Below are 13,094 nucleotides of genomic sequence, written 5' to 3' on the forward strand. Positions count from 1 at the left end.
CCGAACTTAAGCCACCCGCGCCCGCCGTTCGCCCATGGCGGCGGGCACGATGTCCACCGGGCGCGGCGGCAGCCGCCACCACGCCTGCGCGACTTCCTCCACGCCGATCTGGTCGACCCGCGGCGTGTGCGGCAAGCCGCCGAGCACGGTGACGGCGCTGCCGGACGCACTGCGCGGCACCCACATCGATGGCCAGCGATGGCCGAACAGCACCACCAGCGGGCAGCCCGTCGCAGCGGCCAGGTGCGCCGGCCCCGTATCCACCGACACCATGCTGTGCGCCAGCTCCATCAGCCCGCGCAGCAGCCCCAGCGGCAAGCCACCCGTCGGAGCGAGCAGGCGCGGCAGCCCGGCTTCGGCGCGGATCGATGCCAGATAACCCGCTTCGGCGGCGCAGCCGCACAGCAGCACATGTGCATCGGGCTGCCACTGCAGGATCGCGCTCGCCAGTTTCGCCCAGCGCGATACCGGCCAGGACTTGTCGTCGTCGTCCGCGGCGCGCACGCCGTTCCAGCGCATCGTGCGTTTGTTCGCCGGCTGCAGCAGCACCAGCGGCTGCGCGGCATCCACGCCTTGCGCGGCCAGCCAGGCGCGGGCCTCGGCCAGCTCGTCCGGCGTGGCGCGGATCGACGGTGCGCGCAGCTGCCGCGACGCATCGAGCGCGGGCGTAGCGGCAAACGCCGCCGGGGTGAGATCGGCGAAGCGCAGCAGCCAATCGGCCCAGTGCTCACCCTCGCCCAGCGGAATGTCTTCGATGAATACGCAATGTTCCGCAGCAATACCGGCCAGCGCCAGCATCGGACGCACCTTGGTGCGCGTGCGTACATCCGGCTCGCAGATATAGAACGGCGCCTCGCGCATGCTGCGCAAAGCCAGTGCCACCGCGAGGCGGCGCGGATTGGTCCATAGCCAGCCATGCTGGCTGGCGAACCAGTGCACCTGCGCTACGTCCGCGCTGCCCTGGTAGAGCGTGCGCGCGCATTCGCCCAGCGAGACCAGGCGGCACGGTGTGCCGTAGCGCTGGTGCAGTTTGCGCAGCAGCGGCGCGAGCAGGACGGTGTCGCCCAGGCGGCCGAAACGGATCACTACCGGTGAAGCGACAGGCAAAGCCATGCGGCAGCGACCTCGGGGCATGGCCTGGCGCGGCCCGCCCCCCGGCGGCACGGCTCCAGGCTCCCCATCTTTCCCGATTGCCGTCGAAATGAGTTGCGACGGCGGCGGCGTAAATTAAAACGTTCAGGGGGCGCTGGCGTGTGTGAAAACTTGCTTAGGGTTGAGGCGCAGCACGCCTGACTTCTGCCTGCCAGGGCGAATCCTTCTCCCTCCGGGAGCACGCGGGGAGCGCACAGGGATGTGCGCGGCTCTGAGGAGCGAGGAAGGTGGCGGCAGCCGGATGAGGGTCCGGGCGGAGCCGGGCGCCCCACTCCGCCCGTACCCTCACCCCAACCCCTCTCCCGACGGGAGAGGGGCTCAACAGCGCGACTCGGGCTAGTTCGAATCCTGCACCGGCACCTGCGCCACCGCCGCTTCCTCGCGCTCGCGCTTGGCGATGGGGTCGTCGTCCGCGTCGAACAGATGCATCAGGTCGTTCAGCGCTTCGCGCGAGGTCTGCACCAGGCGCGTCTCGTCGTCGTACACCAGGTACTGCGCCTTCAGCAGCTTCATATCGTGCTGGCGGAAGCGCTCCACCCGGTCGGCCGCCAACTCGCTGGACAGGCCTAGCGCTTCCAGCGTCTTGCGGGTCATCTTGAGGCTGGAGGAGAAGGTCTCGCGCACCGGCTCTTCTATACCCAGGTCCATCAGGCGGTATACGTGCTGGCGGTTGCGCGCGCGGGCGATGATCTTCAGGTGCGGATACTGCCGGCGCACCAGGCGCGCGATGCGCAGGTTCGCTTCCGGGTCGTCGGTGGCCAGCACGAACACCTCGGCCTGGTCCGCCTGCGCGGCGCGCAGCAGGTCCGGCCGCGCCGGGTCGCCGAAGAACAGCGAGGTGTTGTTGAAGCGGCGCAGCGTGTCCATCTGCTCGACCGAGGATTCCAGCGCCACGAACGGGATGCGCTGCGCGCGCAGCACGCGGCCGACGATCTGCCCGACGCGGCCGAAGCCGGCGATGATCACGCGCGGCGGCGCGGTATCGATGGTGTCGTATTCGCGGTCCGGCTTCTTCGCCTTGATGTCGACCGCCTTGGCCACGATCGCCACCACCAGCGGCGTCACCGCCATCGACAAGGTGATCGCCAGCACGATCAGCCCCTGCTGCGCACTAGTGATCAGGCGCTGCTCGCCGGCCTGTTTCAGCACCACGAAGGCGAACTCGCCGCCGCAGGCCAGCAGCACCACCATGCGCAGTGTGTCGGCCCGGTTCAGCGCGCCGACGATGCGCCCCAGCGGCCACAGCAGCATGCCCTTCACCAGCAGCACCGCCAGGGTGACGCCCAGCACCAGCAGCGGCTGGTGCAGCAGCAGCGAGATGTCCATCGACATGCCCACGCTGATGAAGAACAGGCCCAGCAGCAGGCCCTTGAACGGTTCGATATGCGATTCGAGTTCGTGGCGGTATTCGGAATCGGCCAGCAGCACGCCCGCGAGGAAGGCGCCCAGGGTCGACGACACGCCCACTTCCTCCATCAGCCAGGCCGTGCCCATCACCACCAGCAGCGCGGTGGCGGTGGAGACTTCCTGCGCATTGGCGCGCGCCACGAAACGGAACACCGGGCGCAACAGATAGCGGCCGCCGACCACCACCACCACGATCGCGCCCACCGTGCGCAGGATCGCCTGCGGCTCCACGCCATGCGGCGAGGCGCTGCTGGCCAGCAGCGGCACCGCGGCGATCAGCGGGATCGCCGCCAGGTCCTGGAACAGCAGCACGGCGAAGGTGATGCGGCCATAGGCCGAACCGGCCTCCTTGCGTTCGGCCAGGATCTGCAGGCCGAACGCGGTGGACGACAGCGCCAGGCTGGCGCCGACGATGGCCGCGGCATTGGCGGTAAAGCCAAACAGGTAATAGCAGGCCATGCCGATCACCAGGCTGCAGGCGGCCACCTGCAGCAGGCCGGCGCCGAACACCGCGCGGCGCATCACCCACAGGCGCTGCGGCGACAGCTCCAGGCCGATCACGAACAGCATCAGCACCACGCCGAACTCGGAGATGGTGGCGACGCCCTCGGTATCGCCGACCAGGCCCAGCGCCTGCGGGCCGATCACCACGCCGGCGATCAGAAAGCCGAGCACGGCGCCGAGGCGGAAGCGCTTGGTCAGCGGCACGGCGATCACCGTGGCCAGCAGGAACACCAGCGCGGTGTTGAGAAAGGTATGGCTGTCCACGAGCGCGGCCGGCAGCGGAGGGGATGCGGGCGATTATTTCATGCGGCGCGGTGCGCGCGGATGACGGCCGCGAACCCGACCTGCGTCGCGGCGACGCCGATCACGCGAACGCCGACAGTCCATCCAGCCGCTGGCGCAGGATCGCCTCGAGCCGGGCGATCGCCGGAGCGGGTTCCGCTTCGGCCCGATGCAGATGCAGGCCCAGCAGCGGCATCCGCGGCAGGCCCGCTTCGTCCGGCACCAGCGCGCGCACCGACGACGGCAGACCCACGCCGGTGCGCAGCGCCACGCCCAGCCCCGCCGCCACCGCCGCCCAGATGCCGGCGAGGCTGGCGCTGGTGAAGGCGATGCGCCAGGCGATGCCGGCGCGATCCAGCGCCGCGGCTGCGGCGGTGCGCATCAGGCAGGGTGCGTCGAGCGAAACCAGCGGCAGCGGCTCGCCGCTGTCCGGCGACCAGTCGATGCGTTCGGCGGCCGGGCCGATCCAGCGCATCGGGATCTGGCCGAGGCGTTCGGCATGCGGCGTGACGGTGGGCACGCCGGCATCCCAGGCCAGCGCCAGGTCCAGCCGTCCGCCGGCCACGCGCTCGAGCAGTTCGGCATTGCGCGCGATGCGCGCTTCGATGCGCACCTTCGGGTGAGCGCGGGCGAAGCGGCCGAGCACGTCGGGCAGCAGCGCCTCGCCGAAATCCTCCTGCAGGCCGAGCCGGATCCAGCCTTCCAGCTCGCCGCCCTGCAGCGCGGCGGCGGCTTCGTCGTTGAGTTCGAGCAAGCGGCGTGCGTAAGCCAGCATGGTCTCGCCCGCCTCGGTCAGGGCCATGCCGCGGCCTTGCCGGCGCAGGATGCCGGTGCCGGCCTGCTCTTCCAGCTTCTTCAGCTGCGCGCTCACCGCCGAGGTGGAACGGCCCAGCCGCTCCGCCGCCTTGGCGAAGCTGCCCAGTTCCACGCCGAGCGCGAAGCTGCGCAGCACATCGAGGTCGAAGTTCACCCGCCGCATGGAGCCGCCTCCGCAATCATCCTGCTTTACAGGATGGTTAGTTCTGAATTTCCCGATTTCCAGGACGACTATGTGGCGTTACCGTAGGCTTCGTCAACCGCACGGAGCCCCACCATGCTGGCCATGCAATACGGATTCGTCCTGCCCGCCGACTACGACATGGGCATCGTCCGGCGCCGCATCGTGGAGAAGGGTCCGATGCTCGACGACTTCCCCCGCCTGCGCTTCAAGGCCTATCTCAGCGCCGACCGCCGCGGCGCGCGCCTGCCGACGCGGCAGAACCTCTACGCCCCGTTCTATCTGTGGGACGACGCCGAAGGCATGAATGCCTTCCTCGGCAGCAGCGGTTTCGCCGGCGTGACCCAGGCTTTCGGCTGGCCGCAGGTGCAGACCTGGTCGGTGTGGCGGGCGGAGGTGTCGCCGGAAGCAGCGCAGGCCGTGTGCGCCTCGCGCGATCTCGACAACATCACGCCGTATACCGACCTGGACGAGCTGCGCGAGCGCGAAGCCGAGCGCGTCCGCACCGATCTCGCCGACGGTGCGCTCGCCGCGGTCAGCGCCTTCGAACCGACGAACTGGACCCTGGTGCGCTTCCGCCTGTGGCACGAACTGCGCCCGGAACTGGCCCGCGAGGGCCGCCAGCTTTACGACGTCGGCCATGTCTCCCTGCCCCGCCGCCACCTTTCCCCCGTCACTGCCTGAGGAAGTCCGCCATGCCCCTGGTCCGCATCGCCCTGCGCCGCGGCAAGTCCGCCGCCTATATCTCCGCTTTACGCAACGGCATCTATCGCGCGATGCGCGAGAGTTTCGACGTGCCGGAGAACGATCGCTTCATCCTGGTCAGCCAGCATGAGGCGGAGGAGTTCGATGTCGACGCGCATTACCTTGGAATCGAACGCAACGACGACCTGGTGATCGTGCAGATTGCCTGCAACAACACGCGGACGACGGAGAAGAAGCAGGCGTTCTATAAGCGGATGGCCGAAGTATTGGCGGAGGAGCCTGGCTTGCGGCCGGAGAATCTGTTTATCAATCTGCTGGAGACCGCGAAGGAGAACTGGTCGTTCGGCAATGGCATCGCGCAGTACGTATAGCGCACAGCGTAGGTTGGGGTGAGCCGCAGGCGACTGCGAAGGCAGGATGCCGTAGCGAACATCCGCGTAGCGGAGGGCACGAAGGGCGGGCTGCTGATGCAGCCCGTCACCCCAACAATGCGATACGTCTGGATGCAGCGACGTTGGGGTTCGCCTGTGGCTCACCCCAACCTACGCCAGCGATGAGGTGTTATTCGCCGCGCAGCCAGCGTGCCGCGTCGATCGCGTAATAGGTGAGGATCGCATCCGCCCCCGCGCGCTTGAACGCCGTCAGCGACTCCAGCACCACCGCCTTCTCGTTGAGCCAGCCGTTCATCGATGCGGCCTTCAACATCGCGTACTCGCCGCTCACCTGATACACGAAGGTCGGCATGCCGAACGCATCCTTCACCCGGCGCAGCACGTCGAGATACGGCATGCCCGGCTTCACCATCACCGCATCGGCGCCCTCGGTGATATCCAGCTCCACCTCGCGCAGCGCTTCGTCGCTGTTGCCGACATCCATCTGGTAGGTGTGCTTGTCGCCCTTGCCCAGGTTCGCCGCCGAGCCCACCGCATCGCGGAACGGGCCATAGAACGCCGAGGCGTACTTGGCCGAATACGCCAGGATCCGCGTATGGATATGCCCGGCCTCTTCCAGCGCATCGCGGATCGCGCCGATGCGGCCGTCCATCATGTCCGACGGCGCGACGAAATCCATGCCGGCTTCGGCCTGCGCCAGCGACATCTTGATCAGCGCCTCGACGGTGGGCTCGTTCATCACGTAGCCGTTCTCGTCGATCAGCCCGTCCTGCCCGTGCGTGGTGTACGGGTCCAGCGCCACGTCGCCGATCAGGCCCAGTTGCGGGTACTTCGCTTTCAGCGCGCGCGTCGCGCGCTGCATCAGGGCGTCGGGGTTCCAGGCTTCGCGCGCGTCTTCGCTTTTCACGTCCTGGCCGGGCGAAGGGAACAGCGCCAGCGCGGGAATGCCCAGCCGCACGCATTCGCCGGCCAGCTCCAGCAGCCCGTCGATCGACAGCCGCTCCACCCCCGGCATCGACGGCACCGGTACGCGCTGGCCTTCGCCTTCGATCAGGAACGCGACCATGATCAGGTCGCCCGGCAGCAGGGTGTGCTCGCGCATCAGCGCGCGGGAGAAGGCGTCGCGGCGCATGCGGCGCATGCGGATGGCGGGGAAGCTCATAGGTGGGTCTCGTCGGGACGGGAATCGGCGCATTTTAGCGCCATGCGGGCGTGCTGCCTGGGCCTCGGGCACTTTGCCGCGTGTGCGGGGTGTTGGGGTTCGCTGGCGCTCACCCCAACCTACGCCGTTGCGCCGCTAGGCGATGCGTGCGCCCTCGGCCGCGTCGAAGAAATGCAGCCGTTCCGGTGCGAAGCCGAAATGCAGCTCGCTGCCGGGAGCCGGCAGTTCGCGCGGCGGCATGCGCGAGACCAGGGCGAGTTCGCCGTGGCGCAGATTGAGGAAGACCTCGTTGCCCACCGGCTCGACCACTTCCAGTTGCGCGCTGAGCGCGGCGTCGGCGGCATCGGCGCGCGGCAGCAGGTCTTCCGGGCGCAGGCCGACCACGACGTCGCGGTCGCGCCAGGCCTCCAGCGCGGCGCCCTGTGGCAGTTCGCCCAGCGCCAGCTCGCCTTGCGGCATGGCCAGCTTCCAGCCGCCGTCGCGATACAGAATGCCGCGCAGCAGGTTCATCGCCGGGCTGCCGAGGAAGCCGGCCACGAACAGGTTGGCGGGGCGGTCGTAGAGGTTCATCGGCGTGTCGATCTGCTGGATCACGCCACCGTTGAGCACCACGATGCGCTGGCCCAGGGTCATCGCCTCGATCTGGTCGTGGGTGACGTAGACCATGGTGGCTTTCAGCCGCTGGTGGATGCGCGCGATCTCCACCCGCATCGACAGGCGCAGCTTGGCGTCCAGGTTGGACAACGGCTCGTCGAGCAGGAACACCTTCGGATCGCGCACCAGCGCACGGCCCAGCGCCACGCGCTGGCGCTGGCCGCCGGACAGCGCGGCGGGGCGCGAGTCCAGGCGCTGCTCCAGTTCCAGCATCTTCGCGGCCTCGGCCACGCGGCGGTCGATCTCGGCCTTGGGCTGGCCGCGCAGCTTGAGGCCAAAGCCGAGGTTCTCGGCCACCGTCATATGCGGATACAGCGCGTAGTTCTGGAACACCATGGCGATGTCGCGGTCCTTCGGCGCAATGTCATTCACCACGCGCTCGCCGATGCTCAGGCTGCCGCCGCTGATCGATTCCAGCCCGGCGATCATGCGCAATAAAGTGGTCTTGCCGCAGCCGGAGGGGCCGACCAGCACCAGCAGCTCGCCGTCGGCGATCTCGAAACTGGCCTCCGCCACGCCGACGTGGCCGTTCGGGTAGACCTTGCGCAGCTTGTCCAGGCGGACCTTGGCCATCGTGACGCTCTCTCTTCTCAAAGCACGGTGGATCGAACCATGCGGGCGGGATGCCGGCCAGCCGGACGGGCTGCACAAGCGGGAAACATTCGGATATTCTCCAATGTAAACGTTTACATCAAGCCGCGATGCGGCACGCCGAGATTCCAGCCATGACCCGTAGCTATCGCTTTCCCGAAGATTTCCTGTGGGGCGCCGCCACGTCCGCCTACCAGATCGAAGGCTCCCCGCTGGCCGACGGCGCCGGCCCGAGCATCTGGGAACGCTTTGCCCACACCCCCGGGATGATGGTCGGCGGCGACACCGGCGACGTGGCCTGCGACCACTACCGCCGCTACCAGGACGACGTGCAGTTGATGAAGGCGCTGGGCCTGCAGGGCTACCGCTTCTCCATCGCCTGGGCGCGCGTGCTGCCGGAAGGCACCGGCCGGGTGAACGAGAAGGGCCTGGATTTCTACAAGCGCCTGGTCGACGAGCTGCTGGAAAACGGCATCGCGCCGAACGCCACCTTGTTCCACTGGGACCTGCCCGCGGCGCTGGACGACCGCGGCGGCTGGCTCAACCGCGACAGCGCGCATTGGTTCGCCGAATACGCCGAGGTGATGTTCAAGGCGCTGGACGGCCGCGTGCAGCGCTGGGCCACGCTCAACGAGCCGTGGGTGGTCACCGACGGCGGCTATCTGCATGGCGCGCTGGCGCCGGGCCACCGCAGCAAGTACGAGGCGCCGATCGCCGCGCACAACCTGATGCGCGCCAGCGGCGCCGGCATCCAGGCTTATCGCGCGCACGGCAAGCATGAGATCGGCGTGGTGTTCAACATCGAGCCGAAGTACCCGCACTCGCCAAGCCCCGAGGACCTGGCCGCCACCCGCCGCGCGCATGCCTATATGAATGAGCAGTTCGCCGACCCGGCGCTGCTGGGCAGCTATCCGCCGGAGCTGAAGGAAATCTTCGGCGCGGCCTGGCCGGATTTCCCCGCAGACGACTTCAAGTTAACCAGGCAGAAGGTCGACTTCGTCGGCATCAACTACTACACGCGCGCCGTGGTGAAGAACGACCCCAGCCAATACCCGCTCAAGGCCTCGCCGGTGCGCCAGCCCAACAAGACCTACACCGAGACCGGCTGGGAAGTGTTCGAGCAGGGTCTTACCGACACGCTCACCTGGTTCAAGGACCGCTACGGCGATATCCCGCTGTACATCACCGAGAACGGCTCGGCCTTCTACGACCCGCCGGTAGCCGAAGGCGAGGTGCTCGACGATCCGCTGCGCACCGGCTACCTGCGCAAACATTTGCGCGCGCTGCACAAAGCGATCGACGCCGGGGTCCAGCTCAAGGGCTACTACGCCTGGTCGCTGATGGACAATCTGGAATGGTCCCTGGGTTTCTCCAAGCGCTTTGGCCTGTACCATGTCGATTTCGCCACGCAGAAACGCACGCCGAAGGCGACGGCGAAACTCTATGCCAGGGTCATCGAGAGCAACGGCGCGGTGCTGGACGATTGAGTCCGCACCCGGCACGCTTTGCGTGATCCGTTGCCAGGACTGTTCATGAGCTCGACTTCCAGCGCCAACACCCTGCTCGCCGACCTCGGCGGTACCAATGTCCGCTTCGCCCTGGCCGACCCGGCCATCCCGCAACCCCTGCTGCTGGACAGCGTGCGGCGCTACCGGGTCAAGGACTTCCCGTCCATGGCCGACACCATCCGCCAGTACTTCGCCGACAGCGGCTTGTCCGCCTCGCGCGCGGTGATCGCGGCGGCCGGGCGCATCGTCGACGGCGAGACGGTGAAGGTCACCAACAATCCCTGGCAGGTGTCGGCGCACGGGCTCGCCGCCGAGCTGAAGTTCGACTCGGTGCGCCTGATCAACGACTTCGCCGCGCAGGGTATGGCCGTGCCGCTGCTGGCCGCCGCCGAGCTCAAGCCGGTGGGTACGCCGCAGCCGCCGAAGATCGGCACGCATCATTCGCAGACCTTCGTGGTGGTCGGCCCCGGCACCGGTCTCGGTGTTGCCGGCCTGCTGCTGCGCGACGACCGCTGGACCGTGCTGGAAACCGAAGGCGGCCATGCCGGTTTCGCCGCGCACACCGCCGAAGATGTGGAGATCCTGCATCGCCTCAACGCGCGCTTCGGCCGCGTCTCGAACGAGCGGATGATCTGCGGCAACGGCCTGGTCAATCTCTATCTCGCCCTGGCCGACATCGAAGGCCTGAAGGCCGAGGAATACACCCCCGAAGACATCACCGCCCGCGCCAACGCCGGCACCGATCCGCTGTGCGTGCGCGCGGTGGAAACGCTGGCCGGCATCTTCGGCAGCGTGGCCGGCGACCTGGTGCTGAGCCTGGGCGGCTGGGACGGCGTGTTCCTCACCGGCGGCGTACTGCCGATCCTGCTGCCGTGGCTGCAGCGTGGCGGCTTCCGCGAGCGCTTCGAGTCGAAGGGGCGCTTCAAGGAAACCATGGAGCAGGTGCCGACGATTGCGATGGTGCATCCGGAAACCGGGCTGCTGGGGGCGGCGGCGTTTGCGGTGCTGGGGAGTGGGCGGCCGTTGGTTCCAGCGGCGGGCTGAGCTGCAACTTCCAACTTTGAAATCCTTCTCCCGTCGGGAGAAGGTGCCGGCAGGCGGATGAGGGTTCGGCCGGAGTCGTGCACATCACTCCCGCGCTCCGCCCGTACCCTCACCCCAACCCCTCTCCCGGGGGGGGGGCAGGGGCTTTACGTGCCGCGCGGCTTCGCCCGATGCGTCGGCGTGGCGCTCCACGGATCGTCCGGCCACGGGTGGCGCGGATAGCGCCCCTTCAATTCCTTCTTCACTTCCGGATACGTGCGCTCCCAGAAGCCCTTCAGGTCCTGGGTGACCTGGATCGGACGGCCAGCAGGCGACAGCAGGTGCAAGGTCACCGGCACGCGGCCATTGCCCACGCGCGGCGTATCGGCCAGGCCGAACAATTCCTGCAGTTTCACCGCCAGCACCGGCGGTTCACCGGCTGCGTATTCGATGCGCCGGCTCATGCCGCTGGGCACGGTGAGGTTTTCCGGTGCGTGCGTGTCGAGCGCGCGGCGCTGCTCGTAGTCGAACAGCGAACCTAGCGCCTGCGAGAGTTCTTCCGCGCTCAGCGCGTCGAAGCGGCGCTTGCCATCGAGATACGGCGCCAGCCAGCTCTCCAGCGAATCCAGCAGCGCCTGCTCGCTGACATCGGGCAGGCCCAGTTCGGGCATCCATTCGCGCACCGCCTGCATGCGCAGGCGCAGCCGGCGTGCGTTTTCGCTCCACGGCAACGCGTCCAGCCCCTTGGCGCGGATCGCCGCAAGCAGCGCGGGCAGAGCATCCCCGGCCTGCACCGGCACGCTGCGGCGCGACAGCACGATGCTGGCGTAGCGATGTTCCTCGAACGCTTCCACGGCGTTGCGCTCGTCGTTCCAGCGCAGGGCGCGCTCGCGGCGGAACTGCGCGGGGTAGTCGCGTTCGAGCACGCGCGGATCGAGCGGCGCGGCGGCGAGGATCAGGCTGTCGCGCGCTTCGTAGCGCAGGTCCAGCGCCACCAGCCAGGGCTCGCCGAGCAGAGCGGTATTTTCGTGCAGGCGTGCGCCACGGCCATTGGCCAGCGTGTAGCGCAGGGGATTGTTGTCGTCGCGCCGCGCCACGCGGTCGGGAAACGCATGCAGCAGCAGATCGCCTACTGCATGGCTGTCCGGCACGCCGCTGGCAGCGGTGCGCAGGTCCAGACGCCTGCGCCAACCTTTGCTGGCCTGCTCGATCGCCGCCAGTGCACCGGTATCCGCACCGCCGCGCGCGCCGGCAGTGCGGCGGTCGCGCCATGCGTGCAAGGCGTCGACGCGCGCGCGGAAATCGTCGCTGCGCGCCTGTTCGCCGCGCAGTGGCGAGCGCGCTTCCATCAGCGCGAGCAGGTCGGCGACCAAGGCGTGCAACTCAGCTGGCGCGCGCATCGCCGCCGCGGCAAGGCGCGGCGCCGCACCCAGTTCCAGCATGCGGCGACCGAGCGGCGTGATGCGCGTGCTGGCATCGAGCGCACCGAGTGCGATCAACAGTTCGCGCGCCTGCGCCAATGCACCCGAGGGCGGCGGATCGAGCCACGGCAGGCTGCCGCCCTGCGCGGTGATGCCCCACGCCGCCAGTTCCAGCGCAAGGCCCGAGAGTTCCGCCTGCGCGATCTCCGCCGTGCGCGCCGGTTCCAGCCGCTTGCTCTGCGGCCACAACCGATACGCCGTGCCTGCGGCGACGCGGCCCGCGCGACCCGCACGCTGATCCGCCGATGCCTGCGAGATCGTCACCGTCTCCAGCCGCGTGAAGCCGGAGTTCGGATCGAAGCGCGGCTCGCGCGCCAGGCCGCTGTCGACCACCGCGCGGATACCCGGCAGCGTGACGCTGGACTCGGCCACATTGGTCGCCAGCACGATGCGCCGCGTGCCCGGCTCGGCCGGACTCAAGGCGGCCTGCTGCTCGGCCATCGACAGTTCGCCGTGCAACGCGACGATGTCGACGTCGTCGCGCTCCAGCGTCTGCGTCAGCACCGCTTCGGCGCGCGCGATCTCGCGGCGGCCAGGAAGGAAGGCCAGCACGTCGCCGTCGTTCTCTTCCAGCGCCAGCCGCGCCACGCGCGCCAGTTGATGCTCGGTGCTTTCCTGCGTGCGTGCGGGCGGGTAGTCGATGCGCACCGGAAAACTGCGGCCCGGGCTGCTGACGCGCGGCGCATCCAACCATTGCGCGATGCGTTCGCCGTCGAGCGTGGCGGACATCACCAGCAGCCGCAGTTCCGGGCGCAGCGTGGCCTGCACATCCAGCGCGAGCGCCGCGCCGAGGTCGCCGGCCAGATGGCGTTCGTGGAATTCGTCGAACAGGATCGCGCCGATGCCGCTCAGTTCCGGGTCGTCCTGGATCAGCCGGGTGAGAATGCCCTCGGTGACTACTTCGATGCGCGTCTTCGCGCTTACCTTCGATTCGAAGCGGATGCGGTAGCCGACGGTCTGGCCCGGTTCCTCGCCAAGCTGGCGCGACATGAATTGTGCCGCGGCGCGTGCGGCGATACGGCGCGGTTCGAGCATCAGCAGCTTGCGGCCGGCGAGCCAGGCTTCGCCGAGCAGGGCGAGGGGGACCTGGGTGGTCTTGCCGGCGCCGGGGGGTGCTTCCAGTACCAGACGCGGATGCGCCGCGAGAGAGGCGCGGATCTCGGGGAGCAGCGGGGTGATGGGGAAGGCAGTCATCGCCGCCATGATAACGGCGTAGGTTGGGGTGAGCCGAAGGCA

The 13,094-nt window shown here is 68.7% G+C and carries 10 protein-coding genes; 4 read left to right on the forward strand and 6 right to left on the reverse strand.

The genetic code is table 11. From position 1 onward, the window contains the following. Nucleotides 1-6 precede the first annotated feature (6 nt). The 3 genes from AB4083_RS19095 to AB4083_RS19105 form a co-directional block, all read right to left on the reverse strand. Nucleotides 7-1,113 carry a glycosyltransferase family 9 protein gene (locus AB4083_RS19095; RefSeq protein ID WP_441610024.1) on the reverse strand — a complete coding sequence of 369 codons (1,107 nt, stop codon included), beginning with the start codon at nucleotides 1,111-1,113 and terminating at the stop codon, nucleotides 7-9. Between the two features lie 375 nt (nucleotides 1,114-1,488). Next, complete coding sequence (locus AB4083_RS19100; RefSeq protein ID WP_441610026.1) at nucleotides 1,489-3,327, reverse strand: monovalent cation:proton antiporter-2 (CPA2) family protein; 1,839 nt, start codon at nucleotides 3,325-3,327, stop codon at nucleotides 1,489-1,491. Nucleotides 3,328-3,427: 100 nt separating this feature from the next. Further along, complete coding sequence (locus AB4083_RS19105; protein WP_441610027.1) at nucleotides 3,428-4,324, reverse strand: LysR substrate-binding domain-containing protein; 897 nt, start codon at nucleotides 4,322-4,324, stop codon at nucleotides 3,428-3,430. Nucleotides 4,325-4,438: 114 nt separating this feature from the next. On the opposite strand from AB4083_RS19105, the gene AB4083_RS19110 reads away from it, so the two are divergent. Further along, nucleotides 4,439-5,026: a DUF4865 family protein gene (locus AB4083_RS19110; protein ID WP_441610029.1), complete on the forward strand. Its 588-nt coding sequence runs from the start codon at nucleotides 4,439-4,441 to the stop codon at nucleotides 5,024-5,026. A gap of 11 nt (nucleotides 5,027-5,037) precedes the next feature. After that, nucleotides 5,038-5,418, forward strand: a complete 381-nt coding sequence (locus tag AB4083_RS19115) for a tautomerase family protein (RefSeq protein WP_441610030.1) — start codon at nucleotides 5,038-5,040, stop codon at nucleotides 5,416-5,418. Nucleotides 5,419-5,608: 190 nt separating this feature from the next. Here AB4083_RS19115 and hemB read toward each other — a convergent pair whose 3' ends face one another. Together hemB and AB4083_RS19125 are read right to left on the reverse strand one after the other, a co-directional pair. Further along, nucleotides 5,609-6,601, reverse strand: coding sequence for a porphobilinogen synthase (gene hemB / locus AB4083_RS19120; RefSeq protein WP_441610031.1), 993 nt, complete (start codon nucleotides 6,599-6,601; stop codon nucleotides 5,609-5,611). Between the two features lie 135 nt (nucleotides 6,602-6,736). Further along, nucleotides 6,737-7,828 (reverse strand): ABC transporter ATP-binding protein, encoded by a 1,092-nt coding sequence (locus AB4083_RS19125; protein ID WP_441610033.1) that lies wholly within the window; start codon nucleotides 7,826-7,828, stop codon nucleotides 6,737-6,739. A gap of 152 nt (nucleotides 7,829-7,980) precedes the next feature. On the opposite strand from AB4083_RS19125, the gene AB4083_RS19130 reads away from it, so the two are divergent. After that, nucleotides 7,981-9,333 (forward strand): GH1 family beta-glucosidase, encoded by a 1,353-nt coding sequence (locus tag AB4083_RS19130; RefSeq protein ID WP_441610035.1) that lies wholly within the window; start codon nucleotides 7,981-7,983, stop codon nucleotides 9,331-9,333. Nucleotides 9,334-9,378: 45 nt separating this feature from the next. After that, a complete protein-coding gene (glk, locus tag AB4083_RS19135; protein WP_441610037.1) occupies nucleotides 9,379-10,398 on the forward strand; it encodes a glucokinase in 1,020 nt (339 codons plus the stop codon). 146 nt (nucleotides 10,399-10,544) lie between these two features. Here the strand turns inward: glk and hrpB are convergent, their stop codons facing one another. Continuing rightward, nucleotides 10,545-13,061 (reverse strand): ATP-dependent helicase HrpB, encoded by a 2,517-nt coding sequence (hrpB, locus tag AB4083_RS19140; protein WP_441610039.1) that lies wholly within the window; start codon nucleotides 13,059-13,061, stop codon nucleotides 10,545-10,547. Nucleotides 13,062-13,094: the final 33 nt, after the last annotated feature.

Origin of the sequence: Dyella sp. 2RAB6, from assembly GCF_052115385.1 — a bacterium.
Classification (GTDB): Bacteria; Pseudomonadota; Gammaproteobacteria; order Xanthomonadales; family Rhodanobacteraceae; genus Dyella_D.

Excerpts from the sequence above, each read along its gene's own strand:
- AB4083_RS19095 (WP_441610024.1), bottom strand. The coding sequence starts at position 1,113 with ATGGCTTTGCCTGTCGCTTCACCGGTAGTGATCCGTTTCGGCCGCCTG.
- AB4083_RS19105 (WP_441610027.1), bottom strand. The coding sequence starts at position 4,324 with ATGCGGCGGGTGAACTTCGACCTCGATGTGCTGCGCAGCTTCGCGCTC.
- AB4083_RS19110 (WP_441610029.1), top strand. The coding sequence starts at position 4,439 with ATGCTGGCCATGCAATACGGATTCGTCCTGCCCGCCGACTACGACATG.
- AB4083_RS19115 (WP_441610030.1), top strand. The coding sequence starts at position 5,038 with ATGCCCCTGGTCCGCATCGCCCTGCGCCGCGGCAAGTCCGCCGCCTAT.
- hemB (WP_441610031.1), bottom strand. The coding sequence starts at position 6,601 with ATGAGCTTCCCCGCCATCCGCATGCGCCGCATGCGCCGCGACGCCTTC.
- AB4083_RS19125 (WP_441610033.1), bottom strand. The coding sequence starts at position 7,828 with ATGGCCAAGGTCCGCCTGGACAAGCTGCGCAAGGTCTACCCGAACGGC.
- AB4083_RS19130 (WP_441610035.1), top strand. The coding sequence starts at position 7,981 with ATGACCCGTAGCTATCGCTTTCCCGAAGATTTCCTGTGGGGCGCCGCC.
- glk (WP_441610037.1), top strand. The coding sequence starts at position 9,379 with ATGAGCTCGACTTCCAGCGCCAACACCCTGCTCGCCGACCTCGGCGGT.
- hrpB (WP_441610039.1), bottom strand. The coding sequence starts at position 13,061 with ATGGCGGCGATGACTGCCTTCCCCATCACCCCGCTGCTCCCCGAGATC.